Below are 17718 nucleotides of genomic sequence, written 5' to 3' on the forward strand. Positions count from 1 at the left end.
ATGAGCAAGCCTTTATCTGCACAGGATGTACGTATCATCGTCGCCGATGATCATCCGATCATCTCGCTTGCCGTGGCCGAATCTCTCAACGGGGTTCCGGGCTTCAGCGTCGTGGCGACTGCCCGCTCCGGACTGGAGCTCCTTGCGGCGGCCCAAAACCACCCCTGCAACTTGATCGTGACCGACTTCACGATGCAGTCCGACGCAGCGGACGAGGACGGCCTGCGCCTCATCGAGCGCCTGCAGCGCCAATTTCCGCAGATCCCGATCGTGGTCTTCACGATGCTGACCAATAGCGGCATTCTCAGCCAATTGCGGCAACTGGGCGTGGCGGGCATCGTCGGCAAAGACGAACCCATCGACAAGCTGGTGGCGGTATGCGTACGCGCCATGACCGGAGCAGAGACGATCCTGTCGGCCGGCGTCGACAAGCGGCTCAGCCAGAATGATGTGACGATGGGAGGCGCTGGCCGCACCAGGAGCCTGTCGCCCAAGGAGCTCGAAGTGGTGCGCCTGTTCGCGCTGGGGCTGTCGGTGACGGAGATCGCGCGCCGGCTGAACCGGTCCGTCGCAACCATCGGCACGCAAAAGCAGTCGGCCATGCGCAAGCTCAACATCGACAGCAACGCCGAACTGCTGCGCTACGCCGACGAACAAGGATTCGCCTGAGCGCTGTCCCGCCCGTCCACGCGTAACGCCCGGCTGCGCTCACCGCGCAACCGGGCGTTGCTTGACGCTGACCGGCCCTTACCAGCGATAGGTCACGTTCAACATCCCGCCTATCCCGCGCTGGTCGCCATTGCCGGCCAGGCCAGACACCTGGCCCGCCAGATAAAGGGACTTGCCGATCCTGCCCTCGGCGCCCATCTTCAACTCAGCCGCGTCGCGCAACGGCTTGACGCTGAAGCGCCCGTCACCGATCGCGACCTGCGGGGTGCCTGTATTGTGCAGCCAATTGGCCTCCAGGAACGGACGCATCGTCGCCCCAGCCTCGGACTTGCCCAGCGGATAAACGCGCGCGCCGACCCGCGTGGTCACTGAATTCGCGCTGCCGCTCTCCAGCTTCATGCCCGGCAGCGTGGCGTCTTCGGCGTCGTACCGGGTGTAGGCCACTTGAACCTGAGGCTCGACCACCACGGCGGCCAGGGCCGAACCGGGCGCGAACGGCCGCACCGCATAGCCTGCTTCGACCGAAGCCATCCAGGCATGGGCGTGATAGCGCGCCGATCCCAGTTCGCTGCTGATCTGGTTCGAGTAGCGGGCGTACTGCAGCGTGGAGTCCGCATAGGCGCCCAGGCGGGTGACGTCATTGGCGTAGGCCGTGGCATACACGCCGACGGAGTAGCCCGTAACCTTGCCCCGCGCTCGCGCGTTCACGGACGAGTTCGAGCCAGGCAGCATGAGCCGCGACGTGGAGTTCGCCCGCGCATCGCCGTAACCCGCCATCACGCCGGCAAACATGACGCCGTCCTGACCCGCGCGGGCGTGCAGCACATCGCCGCCCAGCTGCATGACGTAGCTGTCCGTGTCGACATCGACCTTGCCCTGTGTCATGCGCAGGCCGCTGTCGTGGCTACCTTTCACGCGCGCCCAGAGCGTATTGCCGGCTTTATCCGTCGCATCATTAGCCGACGGGATCCGACCCACCGCGCGGTCATGCAGGCTGTGCATGAACATCCGCGTCGCCGCCAACTGGTTGCCCAGGTACGCGCCGCTTTCCGGCGAGACGTTGACGTAGCCCTCGCCGCCGGGCGGGGTGATCTCGGGCGGCGCCACCGGCCCGCCGGGCTCCGTGACCGGCGGTTCCGGCTTTTCCGGGTCGACCTCACCGCCTGGATCCGTGATCGGCGGTTCCGGCTTTTCCGGGTCGACCTCACCGCCTGGATCCGTGATCGGCGGTTCCGGCTTTTCCGGGTCGACCTCACCGCCTGGATCCGTGATCGGCGGCTCCGGCGTTTCCGGGTCGACCTCGCCGCCCGGCGTATAGACGGAAGTCAGGTACCAGTCTGACGCCACGCCATTGGCGCCGCCGCGCACCAGGCTGTAGTCATAGCCATTGATCGCGATGGTTCCCGCGCTAGCGCGGTAGCCCGTCGACCCGGCGTCCAGGCGAAACGCGTCCGCAGTGGTGGTGCCTCCGTTGATCGTTTCCACCAGTCGGATGCCTTGCGTGGTCTGCCCGCCCGCGCCGCCCGCGTTGACAATACGCATGGCCGTGGTGCCGGAGGTGGAACCGCCGTCGATCACCAGCTTGTCGGTCAGGGAACTATCATCGCCCAGCCGAGTGTTCATGACCAGCGTGCCGCCGCCGGCGTAGTCGTTCACGGTCACCGTCTTGAAGCCCGCGTGCGCGTCGGGTGCGACGAATCTCACCGTGCCCGCGTTGTTCAGGACGCCGAAGGAAGAATCGCCGCGGACGTTCCAGGTGCTGGTGGCGTCCACGCCCAGACTATTGATGCGGCCGCCGCGTGAGATGAGCGCGCCGGTCAACACGCTGGCATTCTTGAGCGAGACATCCACGACGCCACTGTCGGCCAGGATGTCACCCGCCAGGGTCGAGCCAGAAGCGTCCAGGTTGACCAGCCCCGCTTCGATGGTCGTGGTCGTGCCGCCGCTGGTGACATCGACCGCCCGCGCGTGCAGCAGCAAGCCGCCGTCCTCGACGCCGCCCTGGCGGGCCGTGACTTGCGCGTCGCGCAGCGTGAAGTCATGGTTGCCGCCCGTGACCAGCAACGCGGCGGCGTCCTGCGTGTCGACGCGGCTGCCGTTCGTGAGGAACAGCGTATTGGTGATGTCCTCCCCGGTCACGTAGCTCCAGATTCCGTATGCGTCGGCCCCCTCGGTGCTCAGCTGTGTGCTGTCCAGCATCACGATGGTCCGGTTGCTCATGGCGAGGCCCGTGGCGTCGGCGCCGCGCGTGCGCACGACGGTTCCCGTCGCGCTGACCTTCGAGTTGGTTCCGCTGGAAAAAAGTCCGTGCGCCAGGACGCCTTCGGTTTCGATGGTGGAGTCCGTCAACGAAATGCTGGCGCCGGATACCCGCGCCAGCGCGCCAACCGAACCCGCGCCGCTGGTCTGGATCCGCGTGCCGTAGGTTTCTATGGTGGCCTGGGTTCCCCCTTCGCGCGACGCATATAGCCCATGCGCATTGTTGCCACGCGTGGTGATGGAACCCCCGCGCAGGATCGCGCGGCCCCGCCGGTTGTCGATACCGAGCGACTGGGAGTCGATGTGCAGGCCGACCGCGTCGAGTTCGCTATCGACGCCGATGAGCCAGATCCCCGCTCCCCACGAGCGCGTGACCGAGATTGAGACGTCGCGCAGCTTGGCCGAAGCGCCGTCCGCGTTAAGATTGATGCCGTACCCGTTGGAACTCGACAGCGTCGCATCGCTGACTTCCACGGCGCCGCCCGGGACGCCGTAAACGCTGTTCGCCATGATCGCGTCGCCATAGGCGGTCACCGAGCCGCCCGCCATCACGAGCCTCCCGCTTTCCGCGTCGATGCCCCTGCCGGAGACAGCCGTGAGGTGCGTGTCCTTGAGCGACAGCGTCGACGTGGCGCCTCTCGCGGCCATCGCGGCGATCGTATTGCCACGAACGCTGGCATTGACGCCTGTCAGTTCGACCCGACCGCCGTTATCGACATAAACGGCGGCGCTGTTATTGGCGGCCGTGGTGATATCGAGGGACTCCGCCGTGATGAGGGAGTTTGCGCCTTCCGCGCGCAATCCGGTGCTGCCGTTGTTTGCCAGGGAGACGCTGCCGCCTTTCAGGGTGACTTTTCCGCCCGACTGCGCGTAAGCCCCATGGGAATACAAGCCCGCGGTGCTGATTTCGGTATTGACGGCCGATATCGAACTGCCCGCGCCCGTCGCATGCAGGCCGTATGCGTAATACCCGGTGCCCACGGTCTGCACGCTGCCGTTGGACAGTTCCGCCGCCCCGCCCTGGCTGGCCTTGACGCCCGGGGTGTTCTGGCCGCCTGCTCCGCCCGCGATGATACGGATGCCGTCTCCGATCACCTTGTTGCCCGCGATAGAGACAGTGATGGCCGCTCCGGCGCCAGCATGGGTGACCGTAGCCCCGGACTCCAACGTCATCTGCGTGCCGCCCGTCGGATCCGATACATCCACCTGGCCGAGTTCCGCCGCAACGCCGACGACCGGGTAGGCGGGAAGCGTGGCGGCCAGTATGCCGATCATGATGGGGGTGAGATGCTGGTTCATGGTGGATTCCTTGGCCCCTGCCAAGGTCCGCTGACGAACATCGCAAATCACCCGCGATAGTGCATTGCCTATCGATCAATAAGCCTGCGACCTGGACAAGGAGAGAATGAAGAAGAGGCCTCATTCTCTAGAGTCAAGGCTCCAGCAAGAATCATAAGATTATTAAAACCCCATCCCCGCGGCCGGCAACCTCTCTCTACGTGCCCAACCACGCCAACAGCGCCCCAGCCGCCACGCACGCCAGTGCCAGCGCCGACCAGGCCCGCCCTGCGCTACGGGCGCCAAATACGCCCACCGCGATCGCGGCATATGCGACAAAACTCAATAGCGTTCCAGTCAGTACGCCCACAGCCGGCGACGCGCCGGCCACGGCTGGCAGAATCAGCGCCAACGCCGACATCGCCAGGGCCGACACCAGATAGCCGCCCGCGGCGGCCGCCAGCACGCGGCCGCCGGTCCGCCATCGCTGTGCCGCGGTTCCGTCGCCCGCGGGCCGCGCTTTCCTCGGCTGCGCTGCAGCGGCCGTTGGCTCACCCCCCCAGTGCCGCCGCAGCGCGCAAGCCATGTATGCCAGCGCCAGGCCGAAGGCGAGCGCGGTGAGTTCCACCGCTGCGAGCAACCCCTCCCCGCTCACGGCATACGCCTGCAAATGCCGCCCGGTCGTCGCCCAGTTCAACACCGGCAAACCCACGCATAGCACGGCCGCTGCTGCCAGCTGCTCGATCCACGCTTGTCGGGGCTGGCGCCACAACGCATGGGCCAATGAGGCGGTCCACACCGCGAAAAAGAACTGGATCTCTGCGGCGCTGCGCTGGGGCCAGGACGCCGGAATCAACCTGTTGCCGTAAAAGTAGGCGATGCTTGCCAGCGCAATGCCTGCCAGCGCGGCGACGTTGAGGGCCTCGACCCAACGGTAAACCAGAGCCGTGGCCCCGCCGAACTCATGCTCGCTCTTCCTGCGCCGCTTGATGGAGAACAACAGCGTACCGATGGCGATCATGGCGGTGCCCATCAGACCGCTGAAGAAGTACAGCCACTTGATGGTCCATCCGCCGAAATCCGCCTTGTGCAGGGCTTCGATCGTCTCGTGGACCTGCCTGGCTTCAAACCCGTCCTGCTGAGCGGGCACGACCTGCAATACCGCTGCGCTTGCCGCATCGAACGCGACGCGGCTGGCATCGGTGAGCAGCTGCGGGGCCGCGCTGGCCAAGGGCTTGCGGCCGGACACCAGGACCATGCTGCGGGCGTCGCCCGGACGGTCTATCGTGATGCGCGCAGCATCCTGCCCGGTCAGCTCGCGCGCGCGCGATAGCAAGGGATACAGATCCGGCACCCCGCCCAAACCCGGCCCTGCGAGGCCAGGCGCAGGCAGCGCAGGCGCAAGTTCGGCCTGGTAACGGCGATAGGCGCCGGCGTCCCCGCCATACACCGCATGCAGCGGCCACGGCATGTAGCTGGTGTAGAAGAACGCCAGTCCCGTGTACCCGATCATGAACAGGAACGGCAGCGTCAGCACCGCCGTGGCGTTATGGGCATCCAGCCAGCTGCGCAGCCCCTTGCCCGGGCGAAAAGTGAAGAAATCCTTGAAGATGCGCTTGTGCACCACCACGCCCGAGACCAGCGCGACCAGCATGCACATGGATATCCAACCCACCAGCCAGTAACCCGGCAAGCCGCCGTGCAAGGTGTAGTGAAAGGACATGAAATGCCGGCCGCCCTCGGTCTCGCGTATCTGGGGCGGCGGCTGCACCGCGCCAGTCCGGGAGTCCAGCCAGACCTCGTGGCGCGCGCCATCGTCCGTGCGCCAGGACAGCTGCACGGGCCAGCCGGGTCTGGCCGGCAGGGCGATATCCCAGGCGGAGGCCGCCGCGGCGCGGGACGACAACTCCTGCGTTGCCCGCGGCAGCCACTGCTTGGCATCCGCAGCGGCATCAGAGGCGGAGCTGGCCGGCGGCCCCGCTTCCATCCAGCGCGTGATGGGTTCCCGGAACACGCTGAGCGTGCCGGTCAGGAAGATCGCGCACAGCAGCCAGCCGCAAGTCAGGCCGCACCAGGTGTGCAGCCAGGACATGCTTTGACGGAATCCCCCTTTCACAATCGGGTCCGCAGGCCGCAGCGATCACCGACCGACAACCGGCCGGTCACAACGTGCCCCGCAAGGTCAGCATCACGTTGCGGGGCTCGCCGTAATGGTTGCCGCGCCGGATCTGGCTGACCATGCCGTAGTAGTCCTTGTCGAACACGTTCGCCACGTTCAGGCTGGCGGACCAGTGCTTGTTGATGCGATAGCCCGCGCGCAAATCCCACACCGCGCGGCCGGGCGCGCCCATCCGCACCGACATGTCGTCGTAGGCCTTGTACGAGTAGCCGCTTTGCGCCGACACGCCGCCGCCGACGCTGAAGGCATTCCAACGGCCCGGCAACTGGTAGGTGGTGGACAGGCGGAACAGATGGCGCGGCGTTTCCGCGCTGATCGTTTCGCCTTCGTCGTCGCGGCTGGTGACGTAGGTGTAGCCGGCCATCACCTGCCAGCCCGGCGACAATTCCCCGCTGGCTTCCAGTTCAAAGCCCTTGCTGCGCAGGGTGCCGCCGTTGCGATAGCAATTGGGCGAGGCCAGCGAACCCGGGCAGTTGCCAGGGGCAGACATGTCCTCCACGGCGATGCCGGACTTCTTCACCGCGAATACCGCGGCGGATACGTTCAGGCGTCCGTCGTAGAGTTCGCCCTTCACCCCCGCCTCATAATTGGCGCCGATGGACGGGTCCAGCGGCTTGCCCGAAGACGTTACGTAGGTGCTCTGCGGCTGGTAGGTGTCGGCGTAGCTGGTGTAGACCGACCATTGCTGGTCCAGGTCGTAGACCAGTCCGGCATAGGGCGTGAATTCATGCTTCTGCTCATAGTCCCGGGTTCTCGCGCCCGTCAGCCCGTCGTCGGACCGGTACTTCAGCCAGCTGAACTTGCCGCCCAGCAGCAAATGCAGTGGCTCCGCCAGTTGCAGGCGCATGCTGCCGTACAGGCTGGTCTGCTCCAACTGCGAGGTCTCCTTGCTGTCCCACGCTGGACGCGCCGGCTCAGGGATGGAGGAATGGTCCGGGTGGTACACGTTGATGGGCGAGTCGCTGTCCAGATTCGCCGACTTCTGATTGACGCGCTGGCGCGACCAGCTGGTGCCAAGCAGAATCTGGTGCGTGCCGCCCAGCGCCTGGAAACTGCCCGTCGTGTTCAGATCGATGCCATCGCTCTTCACCCGCGCATTGTTGAAGTAGATGGTGTAGAAGCTCGAACCGACGCCAGTCGCCCGATCCACGCCGCCGATCGGAATGGCCACGCGCTGGTCCAGGTCCACCTCGGTGTGGTTGAGAGACAGGCGCAGCTTCCAGTCCTTGTCGAACCGGTGCTCGGCTTCGGCGAACACTTCGTTCACCTGGCCCTTCTGCCGGTTCCAGTCCTGGATCAGCGAGGTCGAGCGTGAAACGTCCAGCGCGCCGCCATCGGTATAGCGCGGCAGGCCGAACAGCCAATAGCCGTCCGTGTCGGTGGCCTGGTGGCGCGCCCCGAACGTCAGCGTGGTGTCGCGCCCGAGATCGGCGTCGATCACGCCGTAGACCAGGGGCGATTTCGACTTCGTGCCATCGTAGAAGTAATGGCGGTCCTGATAAGCGGTCACCAGGCGGCCGCGCACCGTGCCGGACTCGTTGAGCGGGCCGCCGCCATCAAGTTCCATGCGGTAGTTGTTCCAGGATCCGACCGTGGTGGAGCCCTCGAAATGGCCTTCGCCGCGCGGGCGCTTGCGCACCATGTTGATCGCGCCGCTGGGGTCCGCCGAGCCCAGCATCAAGCCGGCCGCGCCGCGCAGCACTTCGACCCGGTCGAATACCGCGGTGTCGATGGGCAGCCAGCCTACCGGGGCATAGACCACCCCGGCCACGCCATCGACCAGATAGTTGTTGTCGTCGACGGTGAAGCCGCGTATCGAGAACTTGTGGTTGCCGAAGTTTCTGGCCGTCTTCGTCACGCCGGTGGTCTGCGCCAGCGCCTCGTCCAGGGTGGTCAGGTTCTTGTCGTCCAGCAACTGGCGCGTGAGCACGCTGACCGACTGCGGCGTTTCCCTGACCGACTGCGTCATCTTGCTGATCGTGATGGCGTCGCTCGTGTACGAGCCGGTTCCTTCGGTGGTCGGATTGCCCACGCCGCTGCCGCTGACCGTCACCGACTGCAGCGTCACCGCATCGCCCGACGATTGCCCGATGGCCGTCAAGGTGTACACGTTCGGTCTGGCGCTGTTCACGCGCACATTGGCGCCGGCCAGCAACTGATCCAGCGCCTCCCGCGGCGTAAGGCGGCCATTGACCGCTGGCGCGGGCTTGCCCGCCACCACGGCCTCATCGAACAGCACCTGATGCCGGGACTGTTCCGAAAACAGCCTCAAGGCATGTTCCAGCGGTTGAGCCGGAATGCTGAAATCCACCTGCGCCTGCTGCTGCGCGTGCACCGCAGCGGGCGACGCCAGGGCGGCCAGCGCGCACGCCACCATCACCGGCATGGCCCTGAGTTGCATGCCCGCCGTCAACGCGCCGCCAGCCAGCGCGTCCTTCAACAATCCCCGTCCCATTCCCGCTCCATCGTTGTTGGCCGCTACCGGCCTTGCGGGAGTAAACGGATTGCGGCACGGGATTGGGAACCCGCATACCGTCTGCAAACAAAAATAATTTTCAGGCAGGCGCCTGCACGCTCAGCGATCCAGGATCAGGTAGCCGCCGTCGGGCGCGCGCTTGACCTGCACCGGCAGCAGATCCGGCAGGGCTTCCAGGAATGCGGCGGGCGCATTGGTCGCGGCAAAGCCCGAGACCGGCAGGGACTTCAGGCCCGGGTTGTCCAGCGCCACCGGCTTGCCCAAGTACTGCGCAACTTCCTGGGCCACTTCGCCCAGCGGCGTGCGCCGGTACACCAGACGGCCAGTGCGCCATCCGCCCACCCCGTCCGGCACCGCCGTCACCGCCTGATGGGTGGCGTTGCGCGCATCCAGGGTCACGCCTTGTTCCGCGCCCAGCGACAGCTCCGGCCTGGCCTGGTCGCGGTCGGGTTGCACGCGCACGCGGCCGTGCGACACCTTGACGATGACTTCCTCGGGCGTGTTGCGCACATTGAAGGCCGTGCCCACCACGGTGATCCTGCTGCGGCGGGCATCGACGGTAAATGGCCGGCCGGCGTCCGGCGCCACGTCAAAAAACCCTTCGCCCTGGTTCAACACCAGCTCGCGGCGCCGCGGGTAGTAGCGGACCTCCAGCGTGCTGCCGAAATTCAACGCGACATGCGAGCCGTCGGGCAGGTCCAGCTGACGCACCTCTCCCGCGGCGGTGCTCACGCTCAGTACATAGCCGGGCGTGTTGTCCCAGCGATACCAGCCGTAGCCGCCGCCCACCACCAGCGCCGCACAGGCGGCGGCGAAGGTCTTGGAGAAACCCGGTTGCCCCAACAGCGCGCCCCAGAAGCCCGGCCGGACGGAGGCCTTCCGCGAAGCGCGGCGCGGCAAGCGCGGCGATGAACGGTTGGCGGCCTGCGCGTCGGAGGCCAAGGCGGGCCGCGGCGCCTGCGACAGGTCTTCCCAGGTTCGCGATACCCGCGAATAGGCCTGCCGATGCGCGGGCCGCGCGGCCAGCCAGGCATGCAGCTCCTCTTCATCGGCGTCCGACCAGCTGGCGTCCTGGCGGCGCACCAGCCACTCGGCCGCCGCTTCGTGCAGGGCAAGCGTGTCCGGCGAGGCAGAGGAAGACGGGTCGGTCATGACGAGGCAGCGTCGCTGTTGTTGTTATTGTCCAGGCCGGCATCGCCGCCAGCAGGCCGATGCAATTGCTGCATCTGCGCAACCGTAGCATAGTGCACGCGGACCTCGCAGTACGCGATGGCCCGCGCCAGATGCTTGACGACCATGCGCCGCGATATCTGCATGCGGGCAGCGACTTCGTCCTGAGTCAATCCATCGAAACGGCACAGCACAAAGGCTTCACGCTGGCGTTCGGGGAGTTCCTGCAAGGCTTCGCCCAGGCGCGCAAGCCGTTGCTGATGCGCGGCCGCGCGCATGGGACACGCCGCATCGCCCGCCGCCATGGCCTGCACGCCCTCTTCCGCTTCATCGAGCGACACCGTCTGCAAGCGCCGGCCTGCCTTGCGTTCGCGGAATTCGTCCGCCACGCCGTTCAACACCGTCCTGCGCAGGTAGGCGCCCTGTTCATCGGAAGAGTCCAGCGCGGGATTCGCCGCCACCCATTTGACGACGCCATCGTGCAACGCGTCTTCGGCGCTGCCTATGCTGCCCTTGAACCGCGCCAGGCCGCGCATGAGCGGCAAGCGCCAGCGCGCGTAGGCTTTGGCGATCGCGCTGGAATCTCCGTTCTTGTCGTCGGCGGATGCGGGTGTCGTGTCGGACGCCAGCAAAGGGTTGCGGCTCATGCGGCGCGAGTCATTTGAAATTGGCCGGATTGTACTGAGATTTATTCTCAATCGCAATGCAGCCCGGCCCCGTGCCGTTCACCCATCCCTGCAAGCCTCGCGACTCACGGCGCCACTTGATACCCGCGCTGCTGCATGCAATTGCTGTACGCGGAGGCCGCTGCCGCATTCTGCTGCGACGCTTCGGCGCGATCCTGGCGGCGGTCCTGGCGTTGCCGCGAACCGCCCACGACCATCCCTGCCGCCGCCGCGTCTTTCGCCTGGTTCTGCCGGTACTGCTGCTTGGCGTCGTCGCTCATCCGGTCGTAGACCTCCTCGTGCTGATTGCCGCGCACGCCGGCTACTGCCGCACCTGCTGCCGCGCCCGCGGCGGCGCCACGGACCCGTCCGCCGGATTTAGGATCGTTCGTGCTGGCGCTGGCGCCGCTGCCTGACAAAGCCTGGCATGCGCTGATGTCCTGCTGGGTGGTTTGGGGCGACTGCCCTTTGAGCGGCGTTACCGTCTGTGCGCCGGCGCACAGGCAGAACAGGGAAAGCAGCGTCGCGGTACAGGGGCGTATGGACTTTTTCATGAAAAACTCCATTGATGGTGAGGGACCCTGGACGTTTCAGTTTAGCGCCGCATGGCTGGCCGCGATCGCCTGCCAGGCACAGTTACTTCCTGCGGAAATCAGGCCGGAACCCCGCCCGCGGATTCCAGCGACAGCGCCCTGCCCGGCACCAATTCATAGCAGCCGCGGCGCAGCTTGCGGATCTGCAAGGGTCCGCCCCAATCCGCCAGGCGGCGCTGCAATAGCAACAGGCGCACGCCCAGGTTGTCCTGCACATCGGGCAGTCCCAGGGCGCTTCCGGCCAGCCGCAGTTCGCGCGTGGAAAAGCCCCAGCGGCCGTGGCGCTGCGCATCGCAGGCCAGCTTCCACAGAATCGCTCCCGCCACGCCCTTGATCAGGTATTGCCCGTCGATGAAGACCGTGCCGTCGCGCGGAAAGTAGCGCAGGCTGAGAGGCGCGCCCGGGTGCGCCGCCAGCCCGATCGGCGTCTCCTGCGGCAGCGGAGCGCCTGCATCCAGCTCGGCGCCTTGCAGCGTTACCAGGGCTTGCGCCAGCTGCGCGCACAATACCGCTAAGGCATCCTCGTCGTCATACCCGAAGAACTGGTCGCTCTCGCTTTCGACCAGCAGCGCGCCCACTGTGCGCCCCCGCGCGCGCAGCGGGACGGCCAACTGGCTACAAGGGGTGGCCAGGCCGGGCAGCGCGATGGGCAGGCCTTCGATCGGGCCCAAGCCGCTGGCCATCTCGTGCAGGGTGCGGCCGTACCGGTACATGCGCGCCATATGGCCGATGCGCAGCGCCACGCCTTCGCGCGCGGCTACGCCCGCCAGGCCGGCTTCGGCCAGCGGCACTTCGGCGCCCACGCCCTGCTGCGCATAACCCATGCTGGCCAAGGCATACAGGGTCTGGCGCTGCTCATCCAGCAACCAGAGGATGGCATGGCTCACCGCCAGGTCGCGGCGCAAGCCATCCATGGCGACCTGGGGCAACAGGCTAAGCTCGTCGCACTCGGCAAGCCGTGCCGACACGGCCCGCGCGCCGGCGGCCAGATCGCAGCGCGGCTGCAGCGTCGGCAGCGACGCGCCGGCGTGCATGGGCTGGATGTCCAGCACCTCGTAGATGTCGGCGCCGCGCAGCCGGAACACGTGTTCCATGCCGGTATGCGCGGCAATGCCGGCCAGCTTGGCGCGCAGGCGCTCGAACACCGGGCCTTCGGTTTCGGTGCGCAGATAACGCAATTGCAGAGCCAGGCTGGCCCCGGTGCAAGGGTCCTCCACCATCAGGCTGGCACGCCCGGTGGCGAGAATGTTCTCGCGGCTGCGGTTGAAGAACTGGAAGGTCAAGGCCACGTGGCAGCCATCCACGTACTCCACGTGCGACAGCAGATTGACATGGGGGATGCCATCGGCCGAGACGCTGCACAAGGTGGGCGGAATGCCGCCATCCAGGACACGTCGGACCGCCAGCAGGGTCAATGCGCTCATGGGCCAGGCTCCAGTTCCACTGCCTGCCCGGCATGCGGACCCGGCGTCTGGTTCCAGGCTCCCGCCACGGTAAAGCGCAACGCCACCAATTCGTGCACGGCTACGCCGTACCAGTGGTCCAGGAAAGGCGCCCCCGCGAAACCGTCGACTTCGGCGAGCTCCCGGGTCAGCGTGTTGCGCCGCAATGCCAGCAATTCGGCATGCGCGGGCAAGGCGGCTTCGACGCGGGCGTCGCGGCCTTTGAGATGCAGCGTGCGGTTCGTGCGGGGCGAGGTGGCCAGCATGGCGACCTGCGCGGTTTCGCGGATGGCGGCCACGACCCGGGGAGCGGCATTTTCCGCCACCAGCACCAGCATGCGGCCGTCCGGCAGCGTATCGGCGGCCAGGGCTCTGCAGACATGGGGATTGCCGTCTCGATCGCAACTGCCCAGCCGCAGCGAAGGCAGCATGGGCAGGCACAGGATCCATTCGGCGGGCAGTATGGGCACGGCGGGAAACCCCTGGGCTGTTGAAGCTCGACGGTGCCAGAAATCATAGCCCAAGGCCCCTGCCCGGATGGCATGGCAATTAGCGTTTTTTTAGCGCTTGCTTAACAAACTCTTAGCAACGCGCGCAGCGCGGCGTTCCTACACTTTCCTTGCCCGGTTTCCGGACCGAATCCGGCCATTTCCGGGCAACCGGCAACCGCCTCGCCCGTCCTCTTTTCAAGGCCAGCACCATGAACTGCAATACCGAAGCCCAGTATTTCCCTACGTCCAGCGCCGGCATGCCCCCGCGCATGGACATCTATGTCGGCATCCACAAGGCCTTGCGCGCCATGATGCTGGACACGCTGCAGGCCGTGGGCCGCGTCGACACGGCCGACCCCGCCGAAACGCGCGCGGCATGCGAACGCGTGCAGGCGCTGGCCGACATCTGCGCCAGCCACCTGGGACATGAAAACGATTTTTTGCATGCGGCGATGGAAGCGCGCCGCCCCGGATCCAGCGGGCGCATCGCCGCGGAGCATGTCGAACACCTTGCGGCAATTGCCCGCTTGCGCGCCGCGGCCTCCGCCCTGCTTGCAGCCGGCTGTGGCGCAACGCAAGCAGAAGCCGCGCTGCTGCTGTACCGGCAACTGGCGCTGTTCGTCGGCGAGAACTTCGCCCATATGCACGTGGAGGAAACGCAGCACAACCAGGTATTGTGGTCTTGCTACAGCGACGATGAGCTGCGCGCGCTGGAAGGCGCCATCGTGGCATCGCTGCCGCCGGCCGAGAACCTTTGCATCATGCGCTGGATGGTTCCGGCCATGACGCCCGCCGAGCGCGCCGAACTGCTGGCAGGCGTACGGGCTGCCGCGCCCGCGCCTGTCTACGCCGCCGTGCTCGACGCGGTGCGGCCGCATCTGACTCGCGCGGATTGGGTCAAGCTGACCCGTGCGCTGACACCATCCGACACCGCTGTGCGGATCGTGGCCTGAGAGCCGCGATCAATTCGCCTTTTCGTCCTCGCCCTTGTAACCGCTGATATAGGCGCGCCCCGAGCAGCGCACGAAGGCCACGCAGGTCAGGCCGCCGCTCTTGGCGTCGCAGGTGGCGCGCGCCTCGTTGCGCGCGGCCACCGGATCTGGATTCTTCGCGGTAAAGCTGGTGCCGCGGCCCTTGCTGCCCTTGCCCCAGGCCATGCCGACGCAGGTGTCGGTATAGGTGAGCACCGTGCGGCAGCCCACGCAGTCTTCCCACTTGAGCAAGGCGTCGACCGCTTCCTTCTCGCTCGGGTAGCCGTCGGCATAGGTCAGCTGGCCCGAGTCCTTCTCGGCCACGGAGCCCCAGTAGCCGCGCGAATCCAGCTTGGCCGACAGGGCTTCGAGCTGGGCTGGCGTGGCGCTGTCGGGCGCCTTCAGGTCGGCTTCGCTGTAGCCGGGGCCAACGCACAGGGGCATGACGGCAAGCTTGCACTTGCCGTCGGCGCTGTCGTTGGTGCAGGTGCGGATAGCCTTCTTCGCGGCGACCTCGGAAGACACGCTGGCACCCCAGAACAGGTCGTCGCGCGAATTGCGCGAGAACGCCACGCAGCTGTCGGAGAATGAGGTCACGCTCTTGCAGCCCTTGCCGCCGGCCTTGTTGCACTTGGCCAGCGCGGCGTCCTGCGCTTCCTTGGTGGAAGTTTCGGGCATGACCCAATACAGCTTGGCGTGCGCTTCGTCGGTGGCCACGGCGCCGTACAGCGTGTCGGCATGCGCCGCGGGCGCAGCGGCCAGGCCCAGCGCCAGCGCGCCTGCGCCGGCCAATGCGGCCACGGTGGAACGGAACTGAACGAGCAATCGCGCGAGCATCATGGGTGTGCAATATCCAGTGGTTGTGGCGCCGCGCACCCCTGCGATCTGTCATCGCCAGGGCGCCCCGGGGCGCAGAACGCGCGGATCGTAACACGTTACAGTTTGTCTTCCATGCCCTGCTTTTCCACGTTTCCAGGCATTACGTAACCAATTTTGCGACGGCTGAAAGCTGATGCGCCACTATTTTTTCGTTAACATTCTGCCCTCATGGCGCAGCGCCGAGCGGCTGCTTGCGGGTATCCGCCGCCCTGCGGACGCTTCGGCGTCGCGATACGACTCGTCACGAAACGAAACCAAAACAAGACAAAATCTTGCGGTTGCTGAATTATGTTGCGGCACGCCGGATCTTTGAGGGAGCTAGGGCCCAGCATGAAAAAATCGCGACTCCGTTCGACCTGGTTGCTGGGCCGCGCCCTGCCGGCGGCCTTGGCCCTGGCCGCCTTGGCCGGCTGCGCGCCGATGCCCACGGGCGGCAGTTCCACGCTGCCGTCGCTGACCAATATCTTCTCGTCCGGGCTATCGCTCTCGCCCAGCGTGAACGTGGCCAAGAACATGAAGGGCCGTCCGGTCTCCGACGCCATCACGGCGCTGGGCGAACCGTCGAAGAAGCGCGGCGTGGGCAACACGATGGAGCTCATCTGGTCCGACTACCAGACCGCCCCCTATACCGAATGGGTCTCGACCGGCACCTCGCAGCAGGTCGTGGGCATGATTCCGGCTACCTCCACCAGCGCCGCGACCCCCGTGTTCCAGAACACCAACCATGGCTATTACAACAACCGCACCAGGGTTTACGAATGCACCGTGGTGATGCGCATGCAGAACAGCGTCATCATCGACAGCCAGGTGGACGGCAACGTATGCCCTGAATTCATCGCCGCGCTGCGCAAGTGGGCCGGCGAACGCGAAGCCAACAACTACCGCAGCAATTAAGGCGGCGCCCCATCTTGTCGAACAAACTCGGAGCCCGCCATTTCGTCGCCGCGACGGCTGACGCCATACGCCAGCGGGGCCGGGCCATGCTGGCCGCGGCGCCCTGGTCCCTGGCGCTGTTCATCCTGTCGCTGCCTTTCGCCTTGCTGATCAGCAACCTGTTTCCGTACGGGAATGGGCTGTTCATGGCGCTGGCGCTGATCAACCTGATCGCGTTGGCGCGCATGACCGGCGCCTGGCATCGCGTCGTCAAGCCGGGTGGCCTGACGGGCGTCGGCGCCCACCGCGGCAACGCGGCGCAGGCCCGCCACCTGGCGTTGCTCGGCGCGCTCGTCATCACAGCCACTGCGATGGCTCGCGCCACCGGAGACCTGCCCTATGTGATCTACATGGTGCTGGCCGGATCGAATGACGCTGTGTTCTGGAGCGCCTTGTGCGCCGCGCTGGCGCTGATCTGGGTGCCAACGCTGTACGCGCTGGCGATGTACGGCCTGAGCCTGCCGCGCGTTGCGGTAACCGGCAAGTACGGTTTCCAAGCCGCGCGCACCGCCATGCCGTACAAGCCCTGGCCGCTGATGCTGGCGTTGCTCATGTTGATCGCGGCGGCCGGCCACGCTGGCTACATCCTGGGCATGCTCGCGTACGGCTACCCGGATGTTGGGTTGGCGCGGGCTGCGATAAGCGCCCTGCTCTGCGTCCCGCTCGTGTTTGTGGTGGCGGCGATGTATGCGGTTGCCTATCGCGATTCCTGCGAACCGGCTGCGCGGACGCCCTCCAGCCGTCCTTGAACCCGGGCGCAGGCCGTCCAATGAGGCGTCAGGCGCGCCTCTTGCTGCCATGCCCTAGTCCAAATCCGACGATCGCGGATACTCGATTTGGAGTATTGCCCCGCCACGCCAGAACTGCAAAAGTCGCTGGCAGCGGTTCCCGGGCCACCGTGTTGTCGATCATGTTGCCGCAGGCGCCCTCCCCCAAGTACTACTTATGAGCACGAGGAATCAGGAGATGTCGCCATGGACCCCAAGAGTTTTCATTTCATCCTTCCAGCGGACAAGCGCCCTTCGTTCAGCCCGCTGAACGAGGAGGTACACCCCGACTTCGGTTGGCTGACCGCGAATCGCGCACGGTCGCGCGGCGCCGACGTCTTCGCGGTGATCGATACGATCGTGATTCACGCCACGGCGGGTTATGCCACCCAGCACGCGATTGACACATGGAAGGATAGAAAGGCAAGCGCCCACTGGATCGTCCCGGATGAAGACGAGCCCCAGCACGGCCACTTCGTCTGGTCCGTGGTCGCTGAAGCCAAGGCGGCATTCCATGTCGGGGACGTCAACTACGCGCCGCATCTGGGCCAGGGTCCGAACGTCAATAACCGCAGCCTGGGAATCGAGATCGTCAACACCCAGGATGTCCAGAATTACAAGGACCCCTATTCGGATTGGCAGGTTGAAGCGACGGCACAGATCATTACCTATGCCTGGAGCAAGTATCCGAACCTGAAGCATGTCATTTCGCATGCCAAGCTGGACCCGAATCGCCGGTCGGACCCCGGAACCAATTTTCCCTGGTCCAAGCTGGAGAATCTGGTGCTGTCCCATACTGCGGTGGCACAACGGAATCCGCTGGTGTTTGCCGCCTATGCCGGCGCGCCGCGGGCCGATTACGCGGGGAACTGCTGCGGACCGTGATCTCGAATCCGCGCGAAGCTGACATTTCACTGACGCAAAGACGCGAATAGTTATTATTCAT

At 66.1% G+C, this 17718-nt stretch carries 14 protein-coding genes; 5 read left to right on the top strand and 9 right to left on the bottom strand.

The window, feature by feature from the left end:
• Entirely contained in the window at positions 1–669 is a 669-nt protein-coding gene (locus IAG39_RS17250; RefSeq protein WP_118932018.1) for a response regulator transcription factor, read from the top strand.
• A gap of 78 nt (positions 670–747) precedes the next feature.
• Here IAG39_RS17250 and IAG39_RS17255 read toward each other — a convergent pair whose 3' ends face one another.
• The 8 genes from IAG39_RS17255 to IAG39_RS17290 all read right to left on the bottom strand — a co-directional run bounded on the left by IAG39_RS17255 (position 748) and on the right by IAG39_RS17290 (position 13201).
• Entirely contained in the window at positions 748–4227 is a 3480-nt protein-coding gene (locus tag IAG39_RS17255; RefSeq protein WP_118931933.1) for an autotransporter outer membrane beta-barrel domain-containing protein, read from the bottom strand.
• 196 nt (positions 4228–4423) lie between these two features.
• Positions 4424–6298 carry a PepSY-associated TM helix domain-containing protein gene (locus IAG39_RS17260; RefSeq protein ID WP_118931932.1) on the bottom strand — a complete coding sequence of 625 codons (1875 nt, stop codon included), beginning with the start codon at positions 6296–6298 and terminating at the stop codon, positions 4424–4426.
• Between the two features lie 70 nt (positions 6299–6368).
• Positions 6369–8840 carry a TonB-dependent siderophore receptor gene (locus IAG39_RS17265; protein ID WP_118931931.1) on the bottom strand — a complete coding sequence of 824 codons (2472 nt, stop codon included), beginning with the start codon at positions 8838–8840 and terminating at the stop codon, positions 6369–6371.
• A gap of 120 nt (positions 8841–8960) precedes the next feature.
• Positions 8961–10013 carry a FecR family protein gene (locus IAG39_RS17270; RefSeq protein WP_118931930.1) on the bottom strand — a complete coding sequence of 351 codons (1053 nt, stop codon included), beginning with the start codon at positions 10011–10013 and terminating at the stop codon, positions 8961–8963.
• A complete protein-coding gene (locus IAG39_RS17275; protein ID WP_059379665.1) occupies positions 10010–10678 on the bottom strand; it encodes an RNA polymerase sigma factor in 669 nt (222 codons plus the stop codon). Before IAG39_RS17275 ends, IAG39_RS17270 begins: the two co-directional genes overlap by 4 nt.
• Positions 10679–10782: 104 nt before the next feature.
• Positions 10783–11250 (bottom strand): YMGG-like glycine zipper-containing protein, encoded by a 468-nt coding sequence (locus tag IAG39_RS17280; protein ID WP_118932017.1) that lies wholly within the window; start codon positions 11248–11250, stop codon positions 10783–10785.
• A gap of 98 nt (positions 11251–11348) precedes the next feature.
• Complete coding sequence (locus IAG39_RS17285) at positions 11349–12713, bottom strand: GAF domain-containing protein (RefSeq protein ID WP_059379664.1); 1365 nt, start codon at positions 12711–12713, stop codon at positions 11349–11351.
• The gene (locus IAG39_RS17290) at positions 12710–13201 is read right to left on the bottom strand and encodes a pyridoxamine 5'-phosphate oxidase family protein (RefSeq protein WP_118931929.1); all 492 of its coding nucleotides are present in this window, start codon (positions 13199–13201) and stop codon (positions 12710–12712) included. The genes IAG39_RS17285 and IAG39_RS17290 overlap by 4 nt, the downstream gene beginning before the upstream one ends.
• Positions 13202–13431: 230 nt before the next feature.
• Here IAG39_RS17290 and IAG39_RS17295 point away from each other — a divergent pair, with 230 nt between their 5' ends.
• Complete coding sequence (locus IAG39_RS17295) at positions 13432–14175, top strand: hemerythrin domain-containing protein (protein WP_118932016.1); 744 nt, start codon at positions 13432–13434, stop codon at positions 14173–14175.
• Positions 14176–14184: 9 nt separating this feature from the next.
• Here the strand turns inward: IAG39_RS17295 and IAG39_RS17300 are convergent, their stop codons facing one another.
• Positions 14185–15033 carry a DUF4189 domain-containing protein gene (locus IAG39_RS17300; RefSeq protein ID WP_059379662.1) on the bottom strand — a complete coding sequence of 283 codons (849 nt, stop codon included), beginning with the start codon at positions 15031–15033 and terminating at the stop codon, positions 14185–14187.
• Between the two features lie 369 nt (positions 15034–15402).
• On the opposite strand from IAG39_RS17300, the gene IAG39_RS17305 reads away from it, so the two are divergent.
• The 3 genes from IAG39_RS17305 to IAG39_RS17315 all read left to right on the top strand — a co-directional run bounded on the left by IAG39_RS17305 (position 15403) and on the right by IAG39_RS17315 (position 17657).
• Positions 15403–15966, top strand: coding sequence for a hypothetical protein (locus IAG39_RS17305; protein ID WP_118931928.1), 564 nt, complete (start codon positions 15403–15405; stop codon positions 15964–15966).
• A gap of 14 nt (positions 15967–15980) precedes the next feature.
• Entirely contained in the window at positions 15981–16754 is a 774-nt protein-coding gene (locus tag IAG39_RS17310) for a hypothetical protein (protein ID WP_118931927.1), read from the top strand.
• A 225-nt stretch (positions 16755–16979) separates the two neighbouring features.
• Positions 16980–17657: an N-acetylmuramoyl-L-alanine amidase gene (locus tag IAG39_RS17315; RefSeq protein ID WP_118931926.1), complete on the top strand. Its 678-nt coding sequence runs from the start codon at positions 16980–16982 to the stop codon at positions 17655–17657.
• The last annotated feature ends 61 nt before the right edge of the window (positions 17658–17718 follow it).

Source organism: Achromobacter xylosoxidans, assembly GCF_014490035.1.
Taxonomy (GTDB): Bacteria; Pseudomonadota; Gammaproteobacteria; order Burkholderiales; family Burkholderiaceae_B; genus Achromobacter; species Achromobacter bronchisepticus_A.